Here is a 20755-nt window from a genome sequence, read left to right on the forward strand (position 1 = left end):
CATTCCCCGCCCGCGCAGCCGGAAGAGCACGCCACGCATACGCGTCGATGCTCTCCCCCGAAGGGATTGTTTTCCATGCCGCTTATTTTTATACTAGACCGCACAAAAATACGGCGCAACGAATTTATTGCGAAACGGTACAAAAATGAAAGAGAAGTCCGCCCGGGGGCGTCCCCGGCAATATGACACCGACGCCGCGCTCGCCGCAGCCCTCCTCGAATTCCGTCGTCACGGTTATACCGCAACCTCGCTCGACCATCTCTCGGAGGCGACCAAAATGGCGCGGCCGAGCCTTTACGCCGCCTTTGGCAACAAGCGCGCCATCTATCTGAGGGCTATCGAGCATTATATTGCCGGGAGTAACGCACGCCGCAACCATGCGCTCTTCGCCACTCCCTCGCTCGCAGCGGCGCTCGATGGGTATTTCATGGCGATTGTCGGGATCTATTCCGAAGGGGCTGATTACCCGCTCGGCTGTCCGGTGCTGAGCGTCATCACCGGCGAAGCGACGGCCGACCCGCTGATGGGGGCGGAACTGTCCGCCGCCCTCGGTCGCACCGATGCACGGTTCCGCGAGCGCATCGCGATGGCGCGCGATGATGGCCAGCTGCCGCCCGAAACCGATATCGATGCGGTCGCCGACATGCTCGCAGCCCTGCAGCACAGTCTTGCGCAACGCGCGCGGGCCGGCACGGCGCGGCCGGAGCTGGAGCGTATCGCACGAAGCAGCATTGCGCTCATTCTCAGGGCGACGGGCGCCAGCATTCCATCCTGACCGCCCTCGCCTGCGCGCTCAGAAGAGGCGCTTCAACGAGGTGGTTTCCGGCTGCGCGCTGTTCTTCGTCGTATCGCTATTGTCGGCGGAGCGGTTGCGCAGGGCCGCATAATAGGCGTTCTTCTGCTCGTACATGTTCATGTCGGCCCGGCGCACCAGCGATTCCATGGTCTCGCCGGCCTCACTGGTCGCCACGCCCAGCGACAGGCTGAGCGGCGCGCTGGAATAGAACTGGTTGTTGATCTTCAGCAGTTCATAAACGGTTTCAACCATGGCGGCGGCCACCTGTTTGTCGGCGCCGGGAAGAAGGATGGCGAATTCGTCACCGCCGATGCGCGCGGCGTGGTTCGGCGCGGTCACCACGCCGTTCAGCACCTCGCCCACCCGCCGCAGCAGGGCGTCGCCGGCATCGTGGCCGAGCTTGTCATTGGCATCCTTCAGGCCGTTGAGATCGATGACGATGGCGGACACCGGCCTCAGCGCGCTGCGCTCCAGCCGGTTCAGCTCGTCCGAATAGAAAGCGCGGTTATGCAGCTTGGTCAGCACATCGTGCTTGCCGAGATATTCGAGATAGGCTTCCGCCTTCTTGCGCGCGGTGATGTCCGTCAACGCCACCTGCACCAGCGACCAGTCGTGCTCGTGTCCGGGGAAAACGGAAAAATGCAGGAGCACATGCCGTTCCGAACCGTCAAGCGCATAATTCACCACCTCGCGATGGTGGGTGAGATTGCCGTTCCAGAGTTCCATCAGCTGTTCCCGGAACGGCTTTTCCATCTCGCCGCGGAAAATATCGCCGAGCCGCTGCAACAGAACCTGTTTATCTGGAGCGCAGAAGAGGTCGAGCGTCGCGCGGTTGACGTCGATGACGCGGATTTCGCTCATGCATTGCCGCACGAATTCCGGATGTACATCCATGAACACGCGAAAATCGACGATGCCGCGATCCCTGACCTCCTCGATCAGCCGCCGCACCCGGCTGAAATCCTCCACCCACAGGGAAACAGGCGAATGTTTGAACATGCCTTCGGCGTAACGGCGGTTGAGAAGCTCCTTGCGGCGGGCCTCCTCCCGTTCCGTCACATCCTCGGTGGTCAAAAGCAACCGTCCGAGCGTTTTTTCGTGGCCGGGGATGACCGCGCCGCGCAGCTGAATATCCAGCCGCTTGCCGCCGATGGAATAATTGACCGCGTTGCCGGTGAATTCCGTCTTGCCCGCCCAGAGTTCGGAAAGCTCGTTCACATGGCTTTCCAGCATGTCGTCCCGAAAAATCCGGTGCAGATTATCAACGAGATGCGCCTGGTCGCGGGCCTCGAACAGCTCCAGCGTCCTGGCGTTGACCTCGATCACGCGGATCTTCTGTGAACAGGCCGCGGCCCTTGATAAATCGCCCAGAAGAAACGTCCTGATATCCTCGACGCCCTCAGCCCGCCAGATATCGAACTGGCTTTTCACCTCGCTGAAATCCTCGATCCACATCGCCACCGGCGCAAGATTGAAGACATTGGTATCGATTGTCTCATTCATACGGGAAGTCTTCTCAGGATAGCAGGCGAACGCCGAAACGGTGCGGAACAGCGACGGCCGCCCACATAACCGGATTTATTAGAGATATTTGATTTAAAGCAAGCATTTATCGCGCAAACCGCCGGATTGCGCGATAATTCGTGGATTTTGCGGGATATGGTGCCCGTTACCAGAGCTTCACGTGCCGGTTCACATCCTTATAGAGCAGGTAACGGAAGCGACCCGGCCCGCCCGCATAACAGGCCTGCGGGCAATAGGCGCGTAGCCACATGAAGTCGCCCGCCTGCACTTCCACCCAGTCCTCGTTCAGCCGGTAGACCGCCTTGCCTTCCAGCACATAAAGGCCGTGTTCCATCACATGGGTTTCCATGAAGGGAATGGTCGCGCCCGGCTCAAAGGTGACGATGTTGAGATGCATGTCGTAACGCACATCGTCCGGATCGATGAAGCGCGTCGTTGCCCATTTGCCTTCCGTATCCGGCATGGCCGACAAATCATGCTCATCCTCATGGGAGAAGATCGCCGGTGGCGGCTCCAGCCCGTCGACCGCCTGAAACGCCTTGCGGACCCAGTGAAACTTGACGGGCACCTTGCCCGAGTTGCGAAGCTGCCAGCGGGAGCCGGCCGGCAGGAAGGCAAAGGAGCCCTCTCGCAAGGCATGGTGCGCGCCCTCGAATTCCACGGTCATTTCGCCGTCAACGACGAAGATCGCCGCCTCGGCGCGTACATCCGGTTCCGGCCGCTCGCTGCCGCCGCCGGGCTGCACTTCAACGATATATTGCGCGAACGTTTCGGAAAAACCCGTCATCGGCCGGGCGATGATCCAGGCCCGGGTGCCGGTCCAGTGCGGCAGCACGCTCGTCACGATATCGGACATGACGGTTTTGGGGATGACCGCGTAGGCGGTCTTGAACACCGCCTTGCTCGACAGAAGTTCCGTCTGTCCCGGCAGACCGCCCATATCCGAATAATATCTCTTCATTTCAGCCATTCCATTCTGCAACGCATTCGGCGCGGATTCTTAGGCCCGCGCCGACGTTTAATCAAATGGTTATTGGCAAGCAGAGACTGACCCGAGGACGTCACGCCTTCTTACGCATCGTGGCGTAGACGATATTGTGGTTCTCACCGAAAAACACCTCCGCCTCGATGCTTGAGGGGTCGGCGCTGGCATTGACGATCCGCCACATATCCGCCTTGGAGCGCAACAGCAGCGCCCAGTTCATGAAGGTTTCCATGTAACCGTCAACGACGATGTCTTCCGAGAAATTGGCGAAAAGGAACATGCCGCCGGGTTTCAGCATCTCCATGCAGCGCCGCGTGAGTTTGATCGCCACGCGGTCGTTCAGATAATCATAGAGACCGGCCGCATAGATCAGATCGAAAGTGCCGAGTTCCTGCGTGCGCAGGACGATATCGCGCACGGAACCGTCGATCGCCTCGATGCAGCTGCCATTGAAATCACGGGCGACGGAGCCGACACTGAGCGGATCCTGATCGAGTGCCACCCAGCGCTTGATTTTGCCCTGTTTCAACGCCACGGAGGCATCGGCCTCGCGCAGATGGCCGGAAGCGATGGTGAGGATTTCCGCCTCATCGCCATGCCGGGCCGCGGCCTCGTCGACGAAGCGCGTCAGCAAATCGCGCCGCTCACGCACGGCGACCGAGGAACTGGCGTCCTTGGTATAATCATAAAGCGCCGCACCGAGCGGCGTGGCGCCGTTCACCAGTTCGGCAACACTGTCGTGGCCATAAATGAAATCGAGCAGCTGCGCATCGCCCGAATAACCCCGCGGCTTTTCGAAAGACCAGCGTGTGAACGGGTCCTCCAGAAAATGGACCGAAACAGGGTGATTCTGCACCAGCGGAATCAGTTCAGCCCACACGCTGGAGTGGAGCTTTTCACGCAGAGCATGAAGCGCACCTGCCGTTCTATGTATTATCTCACGTGCTGAAACACGATTGTCGAATTGCTGTTGTGCCAATTCGAGAATGAGCGCCACCTCTGCTTTCGCAACTGCGAACTGCTCATCGAATGTTTCCGTTCTGCGTGCAAAAATCTCTTTTGCGACAGTATCCGGGGTAATCAGACTTGCCCCGTCAAGATTTTTCTTCTTTACCCGCACCACTTCAGCCTCCAGTATTAACGCATTGTTAACTATACGTTTCTGGGAGCCGGAAGGCCACTCGCTTTCGATTTTTGAGCGGTGTAGGGATACATTAGTAGATTAGCGTATTTTTTTGGTCACACTCGTGAGTACGGGAGAAAGCAGATACGCGATTTAGTGAAACTTAATGTTGCGAACGTATGATGCGTTCTTCCTTTCCATGTTCTCCGCATGCATCGGCAGAGATCGACGGGAACCCGCACTGGGTGCGACGGCACACGGAAAAGTGGAATAAGCAGTTACTTAATAAAGTATACGCAACACTATGGGAAAGTGCATGAAGCACACATTGGGAGAGGTGAGTGGACAGCAAGACTATCGGCGGCCGGACTCCCGGTTTTCTGATGAACTTCTTGCCCTTTACCAGCAGGAAGGTGAGCGCAGCCGCCGTGGTTCAATCCGGCGGGGCCTGTGGACTGCTGTTTTCATCTATCTGCTGTTTGCCGTAACCGACATCATTCTGATACCCGACGTCGCTTTTTACACCATTGTCGCGCGCTTCGTGGTCGTCCTTTCATCGCTGCTGACGCTGGAAGTCCAGCTGCGCAAGGGCGCCAGCACCGCGGCGCTCGATCTTACCTGTGCGACTGCTCTCGTCATGGGCTATATCGGCTGGCTGTTGCCGTCGCTGTTGACCGACAATACCGAAAACATGTCCTATTACATGGTTTTCGGGGCGATCTTCATGATGGGCGCCAATCTGTTTTTCACCTTCCGCTTCCATCTGTCGCTGGTGTCTTCGGGCATTATTCTCGTTACCTATTTTCTGGCGGCAACGCAGTTTCCCGAAGATACGTTCTACAAGTTCGCCTTCGGCACCTTCTACATTTCCTGCTTCGTCTTCACTTCCTATGTGAACTGGAACCTGAACCGGGAGCGCTACCACGTCTTCGTCAACGGGCTGGAAGCGAAGGCCCAGCAGAAGGCGGCAGACGAACGGGGCCAGGCGCTGCTGCGGCTTTCCAACACCGACTCCCTGACGGGCCTGCAGAACCGCCGCGCCATCGATCATCATCTGCGCCTGTTGTGGGACAATTGGATCAGGAAGGAAGAAGGCTTTGCCGTTTTCCTGATCGACGTCGACTTCTTCAAGAAATACAACGACCGCTACGGCCACCAGGAAGGCGACAAATGCCTGGTGACGGTGGGCAGCGCCCTGCAGGATGCAATCACTGACCAAGGCGCCTCAATCGGCCGTTATGGCGGTGAAGAATTCATCGTGCTGGCGCCGTTCAGGTCCAAGCAGCAGGTGGGAGAACTTGCCGAGACGATCCGCCACACCGTTGAAAACCTGTCGCTCGCACATGACCAGCGCCGGGACGGCACCTTCATCGTCACCGTCAGCATCGGTGCGTCCTTTACCCGCACCAATCCGGACGGCAAGCTGGAAAAGATCATCAATGAAGCCGACCGCGCCCTCTATATCGCCAAGGGCAACGGCCGCAACTGCATGAAACTCTTCGATCCCGATGATCCGCAGACCAGCGACGAGACGGAAAACATTGCCGCCCTGCTGAAAATCGCCGTAGCGGAAGATCTCGTTTCGCTCGTCTACCAGCCGATCCTCAATGTTTCGGCCAATGAGACCGCAGGGGTTGAAGCGCTTATGCGGCTTCGCCTGCTGGACGGCAGCCCTGTTGCACCCGGCATCTTCATTCCGATCGCCGAGCGCACCGGCACCATCATGGAACTGGGCCTCTGGACAATCAAGACCGTCTGCAAACAGATACTGGCCGATGACAAGGTGGCGGTCGTCAGTGTCAATGTGTCGCCAATGCAATTGAAAAATCCGGGTTTCGCCACCTCGGTGGCCGCCATTCTCGTGGAGGCGGGCATTGCCGGCAACAGGCTCGCTTTCGAAATCACCGAAGGCGTCGACATGGAAATGCACTCCGACGTGCTGCGTTGCCTGAACGACCTGAAGACGCTCGGCATCAATATCTGGCTGGATGATTTCGGAACGGGTTTTGCGGGCCTTTCGTGGCTGCGCATGACGGATTTCGATACCGTCAAGATCGACCGCTCCTTCCTGCATGACAGCAAGACCCCGCGTGGCCGGGCGATGCTGCAGGACATGATCCGCCTCATCCGCAATCGCGGCCACAAGATCCTGATCGAAGGCGTGGAGACCGAGGAACAGCTCAGACTCGTGCGGCAGATGGAGATCGACTACGCGCAGGGTTATTTTATCGGCCGCCCCGTCGGGGCCGAAAGGCTGGGAGCGGCGGCAGCGCCCTATCCGCGCCCGAACATGCTGCTGCGCCCCGCCTGATCCTGCATGACGGCGCAAAGTCGCCGTCAGCCACAGGCCGCTTTAATGATAGGCAGGCGGATTGACCGAAAATTTTGCAGCAAGCTCCGAAAAAGCCTCTCGCGTGACGGGATCGACAGGAGCCCCTTCCCTCTCCCGCCTTGCCGCCACCGCCCACTCCCGGTCACCCGGCGCCATGACCTTGCAGTCTTCCCGCGCGGGCGATCCACGCAGGACCTCGAGATAACGTTTCATGCCCTCGTCGAACGCCTCGCGCTCCAGGAAGGCTTCCGGCTTCAGCGCCAGAACAAAGGCCCCGAGCCCGCGCGGCGTGGAAAAATCCGGCCCGCCCATGGGAGCGATATCGAAGCTGAGCTTCATGCCCGTGAGAACGGCGCTGAAAATCTCCACCATTCCCGCAAGTGCCGCCCCCTTGAATCCGAACTCGCCGCCAACCGGGGCAAGCATTTCGACGGCATGGGGATCGCGCGTATCGATCCCTTCACCATCCGAGGCGACACCTTGCGGCAATTGCTGCCCGAGGCTGCGGTAAAGCAGAACGCGGTTATAGGGCACCGCGCTGGTGGCCATGTCCAGCAGCCAGGGCATGTCATCCGCTGCCGGCACACCAACGGCAATGGGGTTGGTGCCATGGAAGCGCATTGCGCCATCATGCAGGCGCACGAAACTGTCGGAATTGCAGAAGGTGAGGCCGATATAACCCTGCCGCGCCGCTTCCAGCGCATAAGCACCGGCCGGGCCGAAATGCGAGGAATTCCGGATCGCCACCGCGCCGATGCCGAATTTTTCGGCAAGCGCCATGGCACTGTCCATCGCCGCATAGGTGGCGCGGGCGCCATGGGCGTGATCGGCGTCGATCGTCTCCACCGCGCCGAAGCCGGAAACGCGGCTGATCTGCGGGCGCCCATTGAGACGCCCACCTTCGAGTGCGGTAATATAATGGGCAAGCAGGCGCACGCCGTGGCTGTCCACACCGAGCCTCGTGCCATGCATCATGGCGCGAGTCGCCGCGTCGGCGGTTTCATCATCGGTGCCGGCGGCCAGGAAAACGGCGCGGCAAAACCGCTCCAGCTCATCCAGCTTCGCCAGAACGTTGGCTTTTTCATTGCTGTGCGCCATGAGGGAATCCTCCCAATTCCAGAATCCATGCCGCACAAGCTATTCGCGGGACGCGTTTTTGCAATCGAATATCGCACGCCCCCAAAGGCTCAATCAGTCTTCCGCCCCCATGGTATCGTAAGAAGAGCGTTCGCCGGCGATGATCGCCCGTTTGCCGACATGGTTGGCAGGCCCGACAATGCCTTCCTGCTCCATACGTTCGACGAGTGAAGCGGCACGGTTATAACCGACGGACAGGCGGCGCTGGATATAGGATGTGGAGCACTTCTTGTCGCGCATCACCACCTTGACGGCCTTTTCATAGAGATCGTCGCTATCGTCCTCACCCATGGCGGTCTTGTCGAAAACAGCGGCTTCCTCTTCCACCTCCTCCTCGGTCTCCTCGGCGTCTTCCGTAACCGTGCCGAGATATTCCGGGCGTCCCTGCGTCTTCAGATGCGCCACCACCTTCTCCACTTCCTCGTCCGAAACGAAGGGACCGTGGACGCGGGCGATGCGGCCGCCACCCATCATGTGCAGCATATCGCCCTGGCCGAGCAGGTGCTCCGCGCCCTGTTCGCCAAGGATGGTGCGGCTGTCGATCTTCGACGTTACCTGGAACGAGATACGGGTCGGGAAATTGGCCTTGATCGTGCCGGTGATGACATCGACCGACGGGCGCTGGGTCGCCATGATGAGATGGATGCCGGCGGCACGCGCCATCTGCGCCAGACGCTGGATCGCGCCTTCGATTTCCTTGCCTGCGACCATCATCAGGTCCGCCATCTCGTCGACGATGACGACGATGTAGGGCATGGCCGTGAGGTCCATTTCCTCCTGCTCGTAGACCGCTTCGCCGGTGGCGCGGTCAAAGCCGGTCTGCACGTTGCAGAACACGGTCTCGCCCTTGGCGCGGGCGGCAGCGGCCCTTGCATTATAACCGTCGATGTTGCGCACGCCGAGGCGCGACATCTTGCGATAACGGTCTTCCATCTCGCGCACGGCCCATTTCAGCGCCATGACCGCCTTTTTCGGATCGGTGACCACAGGCGTCAAAAGATGCGGAATGCCGTCATAAACGGAAAGTTCGAGCATCTTGGGATCGACCATGATCAGGCGGCACTCTTCCGGCTTCAAACGATAGAGCAGCGACAGGATCATGGTATTGATGGCGACCGATTTGCCCGAACCGGTGGTGCCGGCGACCAGAAGGTGCGGCATCTTCGCGAGTTCGGCGATGACCGGTTCGCCGCCGATGGTCTTGCCGAGGCAGAGCGCAAGCTTCTGGCGGGTCTCGGCATAATCCGTCGCTTCGATCAGTTCGCGAAGGTAAACCGTCTCGCGCACCGGGTTCGGCAATTCGATGCCGATGACATTGCGGCCGGGCACGACGGCGACACGCGCCGAGAGCGCCGACATGGAGCGGGCGATATCGTCCGAGAGACCAATGACGCGCGAGGACTTGACGCCGGGGGCGGGTTCGAACTCGTAAAGCGTGACGACCGGGCCGGGGCGGACATCGATGATCTCCCCCTTGATGCCGAAGTCTTCCAGCACGCTTTCGAGAAGCCCGGCGCTCTGTTCCAGCGCTTCCGGGGTCATGGTCGTGGTCTGCTGGACACGGGCCTCCTGCAGAAGATCGATGGAGGGGTATTCATATTCGCCTTCGGCAAAGACCGGAGCTTCACGGAACATCGGCTGCGAGGCCTGGATGGGCGCGCGCGGCGTGAAGCGCGGCTCGGCCGCAACTCTCTCCACCGGCTGAACCTGCTCCACGGGTCTCGGTGTCTCGACAACCATCGGCGCTTCCGCAACGGGCGGCGGCGCGATTTCCTGTTCGGCAACCGAAATGGCGGCAGGAACGACGGACTGGCGCACGCCGATCTCACGATAAAGCCGGATTGCGGAACCACCGGGCACGCTGACGACCGGAGGCTCGGACGAAAGCACGATCGCAGCAGCAGCCGACGACACGACGGCGACCGGCGCGGCGATCGCGGGCGCCGTGACGACCGAATTTGCAAGAACGGAGCGCGTGGACGCGGAAACGCCCTCACCGGCACCGCCCGGCAGATCGAGCGTCATCACTTCCCAGAAAAGCTCATCCGGCAGATGGGCGGCGAAAGCCGGAATGACGGCCTGCGGCGCGGTGTCCTGAACTGCAGCCATAACGGGCTCGTTGGATTGTGGCTGAACCGGCGAGAATATCTGCCGCGCAGGCGCTTCAACGGCTGCGGAAATATCCGCCTGAACGGGCATCTGCGCGGCGGCAGCCGCCTCTTCCGCCTGTTTGCGGGCAAGCTCCAGCCTCAACTTATAGGTCAGCGCCCTTGCGCCCCGGGCATCCGGCGGCTGCGGCAGGAACGGCATGCGCGGCGGCGGCATGCGCTCCTCCGCCTGCTTCACGACCGGTTGGGAGACAGCGACAACCTCCTGCTGCACAGCCTGTGGCTCTGCCACCGCTTCCTGCTCCACCGTTTCAGGCGCAGCGGCGGCCGGCACGTCCTCTTCGGGAATATTGGGGGTCTCGACCGGCATGCGCCGGGTAAAGGCGCTTTCCGGCGTGCGGGTGAAGCGCACATTCGGGCCGAGCACAAAAGCATTCTGCCAGCCGGGCATCTCGGCGCGGCCTTCAATGGCGTCCGCTGCGCTGACATCGGCATTCGGCCGGGGTGCCCCAGCCTTCATCGCCGCCGTCTGCTGACCGGCACCCCCCTGGCCGCCGGCATGACGAGCCTTCTCGCTCCCCTCCCCTACGCTATTGGACGAATTCTGGAATCTGGATCGGGAGAAGCTCATGGCAGCGTGCACACTCATCATAAACGTACATATTTCGGTCTCCTTGAAATAAAAAATAAAGGTTAATTACCCCTTTCCAAACGGGGTCGCCGCGGCAGATTTTCACTTCGCCCACAGGCGCAACAGCGCAGACACGGCCAAGGTCGCAGCACTCCAACCACCTAATTTTATTGCGTTAAATCAAATTTCCGGAACATCGCCGCCGGCACGAACACAACAGGAGAAAAGCGCATTACCGCCGGAAAGCATATTGTTTCAGCAAAGACCCGCGCAACGTAAAATCATTGCTGTAAAGCCCGCGAATTAACGTGGACACTGCCGAGGTTGCAGTCTTAAGATCGGCCGCCGCGGACCAAGCGGAAAGGCCCGCCCAGCCCTCATTTCCGGAGTGAACCATGTTGCCTGCCCACCTGTCCCGCCGCTCGCTTCTCAAGACCTCGCTCCTTCTTGCCGCAACCACGGGGTTGGCGGGCATCGCCGCCGCGCAGCAGGCAGCGCCCGGGGGAAGATTGATCGTCGCGGCCGATTCGGAACCGAAGAACCTCAATCCGGCGATCGTCGCCTCAAACGGCGTGTTTTATATTGCCAGCAAGATCATCGAGCCGCTGGCCGAAGCCTCCTTTGATGGCAAGGACGGGCTCACGCCGCGGCTTGCGACCGAATGGCAGGGATCGGATGACGGCCTCAGCGCCACCTTCAAGCTGCGCGAGGGCGTAACCTGGCATGACGGCAAGCCGTTCACCTCGGCGGACGTGGCCTTTTCGGCGCTCTCTGTCTGGAAACCGTTGCAGAATCTCGGCCGGCTGGTCTTCGCCAATCTCGAGAAGGTGGACACGCCAGACGACCACACGGCGATCTTCCGCTTCTCCAAACCCACACCGTTCCAGCTCATCCGCAATGCGCTGCCGGTCGTTACCAGCGTCGTGCCGAAACATCTTTATGAGGGCACCGATATCGCCACCAATCCGGCCAATACCAAACCGGTCGGCACCGGGCCTTTCGTTTTTGCGGAATACAAGCCCGGCGAATATTACCGCCTGACCCGCAATCCCAATTATTGGGGCAAGGGTGAACCGCAGCTCGAAGAGATCATCTACCGTGTCCTGCCGGACCGGGCGGGCGCGGCTTCCGCGCTCGAAGCCGAGGAAATCCAGCTTGCCGCCTTTTCCGCAGTGCCCCTGGCCGATCTCGACCGCATCTCGAAAATAGCGGGCATCAAGGTCATCGCCGATGGTTACGAGGCGCTGACCTATCAGCTGGTGGTCGAAATCAACCACCGCCGCAAGGAACTGGCCGATCTCAAGGTCAGAAAGGCCATCGCTCACGCCATCGACAAAAAATTCGTCGTCGACAAGGTCTTCCTCGGTTATGCCACGGCATCCACCGGGCCGGTGCCGAAGAACGCCCCTGAATTTTATACCGACGATGTCGAGACCTACGATTTCGATGTGGCCAAGGCCAATGCCCTGCTGGACGAAGCGGGTTATGCGCGCGGCCCGAACGGAACACGTTTCTCGCTGAAACTACTGCCGGCGCCTTACTTCAATGAAACCAGGCAGTTCGGCTCCTATCTTCGTCAGGCGCTACAGGAAATCGGCATCGATGCCGAACTGGTCAACAATGATTCAGCCGCTCACCAGAAAGCCGTCTACACCGATCACGCCTTCGATCTCGCCATCGCCCCGCCGGTCTTCCGCGGCGACCCGGCGATCTCCACCACCATTCTCGTGCGCTCCGGCATTCCGGCGGGCGTCGGCTTTTCCAACCAGGGCGGTTACGAGAACAAGACGCTGGACGAATTGATCGACAAGGCGGCGGTAACGGTCGATACCACCGCGCGCACGGCGCTTTACAAGGACTTCCAGAAGCAGGTCGCCACCGATCTGCCGCTGATAAACGTCGCCGAATGGGGCTTCATCACGGTGGCGCGCGATACGGTCAAACATGTCGCCAGCAACCCCCGCTGGGCCGTTTCCAACTGGGCGGATACGGCGGTCGACAGCTGAGGACGCGCCGTGAAACGTGCAGCGACATTGCTGAAGCGAAGGGCAGTCAGCGCCATTCCGGTGCTGCTGATTGTTCTCATCTTCACCTTCGTGCTGCTTGAAAATGCATCCGGAGACGCGGTGGACGCCTATCTCGTCTCCATCGGCGGCGGCGATGCCGGGCTCAGGGATGTATTGCGTGAGCAATATGGCCTGAACGGTTCGATGCTGGCCCGTTTCTGGCTCTATGCCAGCTCGGTGCTGCGGCTCGATCTCGGCTGGTCGCTTGCCTTCGACCGGCCGGTGCTGGGGCTGATCCTCGAGCGGCTGCCGAACACGCTTCTCCTGATGGGCAGCGCCACCGCACTCGCCTTCATCCTCGGCACCGGGCTTGGCATCGTGGCCGGCGCGCGCGCCGGCGGGTTGACGGATCGCGTGCTTTCAACGCTTTCGCTGGCGCTTTACGCCACGCCCGGCTTCTGGCTCGGCCTCGTGCTGGCCATCGTTTTCGCCGTTCAACTCAAATGGCTGCCCACGTCAGGCATCGAAACCATCGCCTCCGGCAAGCAGGGATTTGCAAGGGCGCTCGATATTGCCCGCCATCTCGTGTTGCCGGTCGCCAGTCTCGGTCTCATTTATCTGGCGCTGTTCCTGCGCGTCATGCGCACCGCCATGGCTGCGGTCTGGCCGCTGGATTTCGTGCTTTTTGCTCGATCCAAGGGGCTTTCCAGGAGACGGATCGTGCTGCGCCATGTCGCGCGCAATGCCGCTCTTCCGCTCGTCACCGTGCTTGGCCTGCAGGCCGCGACCATGCTCGGCGGCAGCGTGGTGATCGAAAGCGTCTTCGCCATTCCCGGTTTCGGCCGGCTGGCGCAGGAGGCGGTCAGCGGCCGCGACACGCCGCTTTTGATGGGCATTATTCTGACAAGCGCCGTTTTCGTCATCCTCATCAATCTCACCGTCGATCTTCTCTATGCCGTTCTCGATCCGCGCATCGGCAGCGGGGAGCGACAGGCATGAGTTTCGCTCTCCGGCTGCTGCGCAGTTTCGAAGGCGCCACGGGCGCCATCATTCTGGTACTGCTTGCCATGACAGCGCTCGCCGCACCCCTCCTCTTTCCGGGCGATCCGCTGGCCATCGTCGGCGAACCGCTGATCGCACCCTTTACGGATGCGGCCCTGCCGCTCGGCACCGACCGGCTGGGCCGCAATGTGCTGGCCGAGCTTGCCCACGGCGCGCAGGCCTCCCTGCTCGTCGGCATGGGTGCCGCCGCCGCAGCACTTGTTATCGGCACCGTTATCGGCACGATCGCCGGTTTTGCCGGCGGTCTGGTGGATGAAGCGTTGATGCGCGTCACCGACGCCTTCCAGATCGTGCCGAATTTCCTGCTCGCGCTCGCCTTCGTCAGCACCATCGGCCCCTCCATGCCGATAGTCATTGTCGCCATTGCACTTGGCGCATGGGCGGATCCGGCGCGGCTGATGCGGGCGCAGGTGTTGAGCATACGCGAGCGCGACTATGTGCAATCCGCCCGCGCCATCGGCATGCATCCGCTGGAGATCGCTTTCCGGCAAATATTGCCCAATGCCCTGCCGCCGGTTCTGGCGCTCGCCGCCATCATCGTCGCCGCCGCCATCCTCACCGAGGCGGCCCTGTCCTTCCTCGGGCTCGGCGATCCAAATATCGTCACCTGGGGCTCGATGATCGCCGAAGGACGCAACGTCCTGCGCTCGGCCGCGTTTTTGTCCGTCATCCCCGGCATCGGCCTTCTGGTCACGGTTCTCGGCGTTTATCTTCTCGGCGAAGGCATCAACAGGGCGATGGCGACGAGGAGGCAAGTGCCATGAGCGGGAATGCGCTGTGCCGGATCGACGATCTCAGCGTTTCTTATGCGGCCGGCGATGCTCCGGCATTGCAGAATGTTTCGCTGACGATCCGGCAAGGGCAGAGGCTGGCGATCATCGGCGAAAGCGGTTCGGGAAAATCCACGCTCGGCAAAGCCATTGCCGGACTTCTGCCCGAAAATGCGCGAATTTCCGGCGATATTTCCTGGAGCCGCGATAGCGGCCTGTTTCACGGCAGGCCGCAGCCCGGGCGCGATATCGGCACGATCTTTCAGGATACCGGTGCGACACTCAACCCGGTTCTCACCATCGGCGAACAGGTGGCGGAAGGCGCCGTGCGGCATCTTGGCCAGTCATGGCGGCAGGCGCGCAATCTTGCCCGCGACCTTCTGGACCGGGTGCGGCTGCCGCATCCTTCCCATCTGCTCAGTGCCTATCCGCATCAGCTTTCCGGCGGCCAGAGGCAGCGCGTGACGATTGCAGCCGCCATCGCCGCCCGCCCTGCGATTCTGATTGCCGACGAGGCCACCAGCGCACTCGATACCGTCAGTCAGGCCGCCATCGCCACGCTGCTGGACGATCTGGTGCGCCAGGAAAACAAAACGCTGGTCTTCATCACCCATGATATCGGCCTTGCCTCCAGCCTTGCCGACGAGATCGCGGTTCTGCGCGCCGGGCGGCTGGTGGAACAGGGGCCGACCCGGCGGGTGCTTTCCACCCCTGCCCATGACTATACGCGGGCGTTGCTTGCCGATTATCTCGATCTCTCCACCCCGCCGCTCATCGGTGAGGCCGCATCATGAACGAAGCCCTTCTGAGCATCGACGGCCTGTCTAAAACCTATCGCACCGGTGCACGTACCGTGGCGGCGCTTTCCGACATCTCCTTTTCGCTTCAGCCCGGCGAGACGCTGGGGCTTGCCGGCCCCTCCGGCTGCGGAAAATCGACGCTCGCGCGCATTCTGATGCGACTGATCCCAGCCGACGAAGGCACGATCCATTTCAAAAGCCATGATTGGCTGGCGCTTGACGGCGGCAGGCTTCGCGCCGCCCGCCGGCATATGCAGATGGTGTTTCAGGATACGCATGGCGCATTCAATCCGCGCGCCAGCGTCGAGGATGCCATCGGCGAGCCCTTGCGCATCCATCACATCGTCAAAAGACGCGAGCGCGCGGCGGAAATAGGCCGCCTTCTCGACCGCGTGGGCCTGCCCGCCAGCTATGCCGGCCGCTCGGTCCTCGAGCTTTCCGGTGGCCAAAGGCAGCGTGTCGCGATCGCGCGGGCCATTGCGCTCAAACCGTCACTTCTCATTCTGGACGAAGCCGTCTCCGCGCTCGATGTTTCGGTTCGCCGGCAAATCCTCGAACTGCTGGTGGAAATACAGCGGGAAACGGCGGTTTCCTGTATTTTCGTCTCCCATGATCTCGCGGTCATCCGCGCCCTCTGCCACCGCGTCGCCATCATGGAAGCGGGGCGGATCGTTGAAATCGGCAGGACGGGAAATATCGTCTCGGCGCCGCAATCCTCGACCGCCAGAACGCTGATCGACGCCGCACCGCGCCTGACCATTACCACGTAAGGACAAAGACATGCCCGTTCCGGATTACGCATTGCTGCTCGACCCACCCGCTTTTCCCGCGGAGCGTTACGCCACTCTGGCTGACCGGCTGGCGGCCTTGATGGGCACCAAAAACGACGTCCTGCTCATACAGGCGGAAGCCGTGCTGGCGCTCGAAGCGGCGGCAACCAGCCTTGCCCGACCGGGTCTGAGGGCGCTCAACATCGTCACCAGCCCCTATGGCGCCTGGTTTGGCGGCTGGCTTGCGAGAGGTGGCGCCACGGTGCGCAACCTGGCCGCCAGCCCGGCAAGACCGGTCACGCTGGAGGCGGTGGAGCGGGCGCTGGACGAGGGGCAGGATTTCGATCTTCTCGCCATCGTCCATGCGGAATCGGCAAGCGGTATTCTCAACCCCCTGCCCGCCATAGCCGCGCTCGCTTCAAAAAGGGGCGTCGTGACCCTCGTCGATGCCGTCGCGTCCATCGGCGGACATGCCTTCGAAGTCGACCGGCTGGGAATCGATATCGCCGTCATCGGCCCGCAAAAAGCGCTGGCCGGCCCGGCCGGGGTTTCCGCCATTTCCGTCAGCGAAAAAGCGTGGGCGCTTCTTTCGCATGCGGGTGCACCTGACAATTCCATGCTCTCGCTTCTGGACCAGAAGAAACTCTGGCTCGATGCCGGCCGCGGCGCGCTGCCCGGAACGCCGGCTCCGCTGGAATTCTACGCGCTGGAAGCAGCCCTTGACCGGATAGAGGCGGAAGGTCTGGCATCCGCCAATGAACGCCACGAAAGAGCGGCGGCCGCCACCCGGAACGGCATAAGGGCACTCGGTATTCCAACCTGGGTGGAGGAGGCGCACGCCTCCGCCCTCGTTTCCACGGCGATCTTGCCGGATACCGTGGAAGCCAAGGCGTTTCTCGCGGCTGCGTCCCAAAAGCATGGCGCGGATATTTCCGCCGGTGTCGGCCCCGGTGCGGAACGGCTGATAAGGCTCAATCACACCGGTCGGAGGGCGCATCCAGAGGCGGTGAAGGCCAATATCGTGGCCTTCTCCAGCGCCTTGAAAAGCCTCGGCCATGCCACGGACACCGATTCCGCGCTGGAAGCGACCGAAAAAACCTATTCTGACGCCCCTGCGAATGACGCTTGACGGCACAGATAAACATTCATTGCGCGAAATCCGGTGGCGGTAAAATGTCAGTCACGACATTGTTGTTAAAAATGGTAGACAAATTCCTCGGCCAATCTTGACGAAATCATGGCAACGCGCGAAACTTAACGCACCGTTAACTCGCGTGAAGAAGGGAAATGGCCATGGTAGCAGGGTTCAACATGCTCTCCTTTGACCTCTTTGGCATCGGCCGAAGGATGCCCGTCGTCAATGAGCGGGTGGAGACCGAGTTTCAGGACAAAACACCGCGCAGACCCGATGACGAATCGCAGGGTGACGACCGCGATCAGGAATATGAACTGTTCTTCTGGTCGCTTTACCCGGTGATCTGAGCCACTCATAGCGGCTTACACGCATGAGCCTTGCCAAGGACCGCCGGTTCATTCAATGATTGCCGCATGCGCCGGTCCGGAAATGAAAAGAACTCTGCAAACAGAGACTTGAAACTGCTGCGCCGCCTTCTGCGGGCCAAGGATCATATGGACGCGGCGCCCCATGAGGCGTGGCCTGTTTCACGCCTTGCAAGCGTCAGCGGCGCCTCGCAGGCGCACTTCGCGAGATCGTTTCGCGATGCTTTCGGCATACCCCCTCACCGCTATCTGCTGACCCGCCGGGTGGAGCGCGCCGTGGCGCTGTTGCGTGACACGGACCTTCCGGTCATCGAGATCGCGCTGCAAACCGGCTGGAACAGCATCGGCACCTTCGGCCGTGTTTTCCGGGATGTGACCGGGGAAAACCCGAGTGAATTGCGGCGCAGGACGCGGCTTTTACCTGCCGACCTTGAGCAGGTTCCCCATTGTTTCGTCAGCGCCGCGCATCGTCCCCATCTCACAATCGCAGTTTCGGAGAAGCGCCGGCGAACGGAAAGCGATAGGCACGGTGAGTGAAAGGGAGATAGCTCATGAAAAACGGTATTCAACTTGTCGGGCTTTATGTTCATGACCAGGATGAAGCGCTGCAATTTTATGTCGAAAAACTCGGATTTCGTCTGCATACGGATGCGCGCAACGGCGATTATCGCTGGTTGACCGTTCAGCACCCGGACCAGCCGGATTTCCAGCTGGGCCTGTTCCGGCCGCAGGCGCCGACCGTTGACGAGGCAACGGCACAGGATCTGAATGAAGCCGTGGCCAAGGGCGCCATGCCGCCGCTGGTTCTGGTGGTCGAGGATTGCCAGAAAGCCTTTGACGCCATGCACAAACGCGGCGTCGAATTCACCCAGGAACCGATTTCCCGCTACGGCTCGGTGGATGCGAGTTTCCGCGACCCTTCCGGTAATGGCTGGAAACTCGTTCAGGCCCGTTGAGGCACCCATGTGTCACATTCCATCATGGATGCTTTTTCTCGGGGGCGACTTTGATCTTGCAAAAATGGATAAGGCAGAGCCATCGGTGGTTGGGCATTCTGCTGACAGTCACCATTCTGGCGAACTTCGCTTCGATGGCATTCGGTCCGACGCCACCGGTGATCGTTTATGCTCCGCTGCTGCCGCTGACTTTGCTTATCGGCAGCGGGCTGTACATGTTCTTCCTGCCTTATCTGGGAAAGCCGCTCTCCCCCTCGAAGGAGTAGGCAGGCGGGCGACGAGGCGCTGTATGCCTCACACATCAGGAGCATTCCGGCGGTTTTGAAGACCGGCGCTTCATCGAATATCCAAAAAATTTTCAGCCCCGGGTTTTAGCCCGGGGCTGATTAAAAAGCGGTCGGCAAAAACCGCCTTGCCTCAGTGGTTGTCGCGCGGCAGGCCCTTGGTCTGGGCGATGCGCTGATATTTCACGGCCGGCTCCAGAACCGCGCCGGTTTCCATCTGGCTGACGATACCGCGCTGGATTTCCTGCCATGGCGTCTGGTGGTCCGGGAACTTGTAGCCGCCCTCAGCCGACAGCGCCTCGTAACGCTTGGCCAGTTCTTCACCTGATATCAGGATATCCGCCTTGCCACGGCCCACATCGATACGGACGCGGTCACCCGTCTGCAGGATGGCGAGGCCGCCGCCGGCCGCCGCTTCCGGCGAGGCATTGAGGATGGACGGGCTGCCCGACGTGCCCGACTGGCGGCCGTCACCGATGCAGGGGAGCGAATTGACACCTTCCTTCAAGAGATAATCCGGTGCGCGCATGTTCACCACTTCCGCCGCACCCGGATAACCGATCGGACCGGCACCGCGCATGAAGAGGATGGTGTTGGCGTCAATCTTCAGTGACGGATCGTCGATGCGGTGATGGTAGTCCTCCGGACCGTCGAACACCACGGCGCGGCCTTCGAAGGCTTCCGGATCGTTCGGGTTGGAGAGGTAACGGTTGCGGAATTCTTCCGAGATCACGCTGGTCTTCATGATGGCGGAGGAGAACAGATTGCCGCGCAGCACGCGGAAGCCGGCGCGTTCCTTGAGCGGCTGCTCATAGGGACGGATGACCTTTTCGTCCTCGATAATCGCGCCACGGCAGTTGTCGCCGATGGTCTTGCCGTTGACGGTCATGGCGTCTTCCATGATCAGTCCCTGGGTCATCAGCTGGTTGACGACGGCGGGAACGCCGCCGGCATGATAATAATCCTCGCCGAGATATTCGCCGGCCGGCTGCAGGTTGACGAGCAGCGGCACGTCTTCGCCATAGGTCTGCCAGTCATCCACGGTCAGCTCGACGCCAACATGGCGGGCAAGGCCGTTCAGATGGATCGGCGCATTGGTGGAGCCACCGATGGCGGAATTGACGCGGATGGCGTTGATGAAGGCATCCTTGGTCATGATATCTGATGGTTTCAGGTCTTCCTTGACCATTTCGACGATGCGCAGGCCGGTGAGATAGGAGACTTCCTGACGGTCACGGTAAGGGGCCGGGATGGCGGCGGAGCCGGGAAGCTGCATGCCGAGCGCTTCGGCCAGCGAGTTCATGGTCGTTGCCGTGCCCATGGTATTGCAATAGCCGGTGGACGGGGCAGACGAGGCGACAAGCTTGACGAAGCCCTGGTAATCGATCTCGCCCTTGGCCAGCAGTTCGCGCGCCTTCCAGACGATGGTGCCGGAACCGGTGCGTTCACCACGGAACCAGCCGTTCAGCATGGGGCCGACGGAAAGGGCGATGGCCGGAATGTTGACGGTGGCCGCCGCCATAAGACAGGCAGGCGTGGTCTTGTCACAGCCGATGGTGAGAACGACGCCGTCGAGCGGATAGCCATAAAGCACTTCCACGAGGCCGAGGTAAGCAAGGTTACGGTCGAGACCGGCGGTCGGGCGCTTACCGGTTTCCTGGATCGGATGGACCGGGAATTCGATGGCGATGCCGCCCGCTTCACGGATACCTTCACGCAGGCGGTTCGCCAGTTCCAGATGGTGGCGGTTGCAGGGCGAAAGGTCCGAGCCGGTCTGCGCAATGCCAATGATCGGGCGGTCGGACTGAAGCTCGGCCTGGCTCAGGCCGAAGTTCATGTAACGCTCGAGATAAAGTGCCGTCATATCCGCATTGGCGGGATTGTCGAACCACGCGCGCGAGCGAAGCTTGCCTCCCTTGCCTTGGGTTGCGGGCAGATTGTCGGATGTAGTCATGATGCGGGTCTCCAGCC

The 20755-nt window shown here is 60.9% G+C and carries 18 protein-coding genes; 12 read left to right on the forward strand and 6 right to left on the reverse strand.

All coding sequences use genetic code 11. From position 1 onward, the window contains the following. The first annotated feature begins 145 nt into the window (after positions 1-145). On the forward strand, positions 146-775 hold the full coding sequence (locus tag ACIQUH_RS03450; RefSeq protein ID WP_400812635.1) for a TetR/AcrR family transcriptional regulator: 630 nt from the start codon (positions 146-148) through the stop codon (positions 773-775). An 18-nt stretch (positions 776-793) separates the two neighbouring features. Here ACIQUH_RS03450 and ACIQUH_RS03455 read toward each other — a convergent pair whose 3' ends face one another. The 3 genes from ACIQUH_RS03455 to ACIQUH_RS03465 all read right to left on the reverse strand — a co-directional run bounded on the left by ACIQUH_RS03455 (position 794) and on the right by ACIQUH_RS03465 (position 4428). Then, a complete protein-coding gene (locus ACIQUH_RS03455) occupies positions 794-2299 on the reverse strand; it encodes a diguanylate cyclase domain-containing protein (protein ID WP_400812636.1) in 1506 nt (501 codons plus the stop codon). Positions 2300-2465: 166 nt separating this feature from the next. Further along, positions 2466-3290: a bifunctional allantoicase/(S)-ureidoglycine aminohydrolase gene (locus ACIQUH_RS03460; protein WP_400812637.1), complete on the reverse strand. Its 825-nt coding sequence runs from the start codon at positions 3288-3290 to the stop codon at positions 2466-2468. A 91-nt stretch (positions 3291-3381) separates the two neighbouring features. Continuing rightward, on the reverse strand, positions 3382-4428 hold the full coding sequence (locus ACIQUH_RS03465; protein WP_400812638.1) for a class I SAM-dependent methyltransferase: 1047 nt from the start codon (positions 4426-4428) through the stop codon (positions 3382-3384). 316 nt (positions 4429-4744) lie between these two features. Here ACIQUH_RS03465 and ACIQUH_RS03470 point away from each other — a divergent pair, with 316 nt between their 5' ends. Further along, positions 4745-6739, forward strand: a complete 1995-nt coding sequence (locus ACIQUH_RS03470; protein ID WP_400812639.1) for a putative bifunctional diguanylate cyclase/phosphodiesterase — start codon at positions 4745-4747, stop codon at positions 6737-6739. Positions 6740-6781: 42 nt separating this feature from the next. Here the strand turns inward: ACIQUH_RS03470 and ACIQUH_RS03475 are convergent, their stop codons facing one another. Together ACIQUH_RS03475 and ACIQUH_RS03480 are read right to left on the reverse strand one after the other, a co-directional pair. Further along, a complete protein-coding gene (locus ACIQUH_RS03475) occupies positions 6782-7858 on the reverse strand; it encodes an Ldh family oxidoreductase (protein WP_400812640.1) in 1077 nt (358 codons plus the stop codon). A gap of 93 nt (positions 7859-7951) precedes the next feature. Beyond that, positions 7952-10525 (reverse strand): DNA translocase FtsK, encoded by a 2574-nt coding sequence (locus tag ACIQUH_RS03480; RefSeq protein ID WP_400812641.1) that lies wholly within the window; start codon positions 10523-10525, stop codon positions 7952-7954. Positions 10526-11031: 506 nt separating this feature from the next. Here ACIQUH_RS03480 and ACIQUH_RS03485 point away from each other — a divergent pair. The 10 genes from ACIQUH_RS03485 to ACIQUH_RS03530 all read left to right on the forward strand — a co-directional run bounded on the left by ACIQUH_RS03485 (position 11032) and on the right by ACIQUH_RS03530 (position 18766). Continuing rightward, a complete protein-coding gene (locus ACIQUH_RS03485; RefSeq protein ID WP_400812642.1) occupies positions 11032-12642 on the forward strand; it encodes an ABC transporter substrate-binding protein in 1611 nt (536 codons plus the stop codon). 9 nt (positions 12643-12651) lie between these two features. Then, positions 12652-13641, forward strand: coding sequence for an ABC transporter permease (locus ACIQUH_RS03490; protein ID WP_400812643.1), 990 nt, complete (start codon positions 12652-12654; stop codon positions 13639-13641). Next, positions 13638-14468: an ABC transporter permease gene (locus tag ACIQUH_RS03495; protein ID WP_400812644.1), complete on the forward strand. Its 831-nt coding sequence runs from the start codon at positions 13638-13640 to the stop codon at positions 14466-14468. The genes ACIQUH_RS03490 and ACIQUH_RS03495 overlap by 4 nt, the downstream gene beginning before the upstream one ends. After that, the gene (locus tag ACIQUH_RS03500; protein ID WP_400812645.1) at positions 14465-15268 is read left to right on the forward strand and encodes an ABC transporter ATP-binding protein; all 804 of its coding nucleotides are present in this window, start codon (positions 14465-14467) and stop codon (positions 15266-15268) included. Before ACIQUH_RS03495 ends, ACIQUH_RS03500 begins: the two co-directional genes overlap by 4 nt. Beyond that, on the forward strand, positions 15265-16044 hold the full coding sequence (locus tag ACIQUH_RS03505; protein WP_400812646.1) for an ABC transporter ATP-binding protein: 780 nt from the start codon (positions 15265-15267) through the stop codon (positions 16042-16044). The genes ACIQUH_RS03500 and ACIQUH_RS03505 overlap by 4 nt, the downstream gene beginning before the upstream one ends. A gap of 10 nt (positions 16045-16054) precedes the next feature. Next, positions 16055-17173 (forward strand): pyridoxal-phosphate-dependent aminotransferase family protein, encoded by a 1119-nt coding sequence (locus ACIQUH_RS03510; protein WP_400812647.1) that lies wholly within the window; start codon positions 16055-16057, stop codon positions 17171-17173. 158 nt (positions 17174-17331) lie between these two features. Continuing rightward, positions 17332-17526, forward strand: coding sequence for a hypothetical protein (locus tag ACIQUH_RS03515; RefSeq protein ID WP_400812648.1), 195 nt, complete (start codon positions 17332-17334; stop codon positions 17524-17526). A gap of 66 nt (positions 17527-17592) precedes the next feature. Beyond that, the gene (locus tag ACIQUH_RS03520) at positions 17593-18081 is read left to right on the forward strand and encodes a helix-turn-helix domain-containing protein (protein ID WP_400812649.1); all 489 of its coding nucleotides are present in this window, start codon (positions 17593-17595) and stop codon (positions 18079-18081) included. A gap of 14 nt (positions 18082-18095) precedes the next feature. After that, entirely contained in the window at positions 18096-18500 is a 405-nt protein-coding gene (locus ACIQUH_RS03525; RefSeq protein WP_400812650.1) for a VOC family protein, read from the forward strand. 56 nt (positions 18501-18556) lie between these two features. Continuing rightward, complete coding sequence (locus ACIQUH_RS03530) at positions 18557-18766, forward strand: hypothetical protein (protein WP_400813011.1); 210 nt, start codon at positions 18557-18559, stop codon at positions 18764-18766. 151 nt (positions 18767-18917) lie between these two features. Here the strand turns inward: ACIQUH_RS03530 and ACIQUH_RS03535 are convergent, their stop codons facing one another. Continuing rightward, positions 18918-20738: an IlvD/Edd family dehydratase gene (locus ACIQUH_RS03535; protein WP_080820669.1), complete on the reverse strand. Its 1821-nt coding sequence runs from the start codon at positions 20736-20738 to the stop codon at positions 18918-18920. Between the last annotated feature and the right edge of the window lie 17 nt (positions 20739-20755).

The organism is Agrobacterium sp. NPDC090283 (assembly GCF_044769685.1).
Classification (GTDB): Bacteria; Pseudomonadota; Alphaproteobacteria; order Rhizobiales; family Rhizobiaceae; genus Agrobacterium.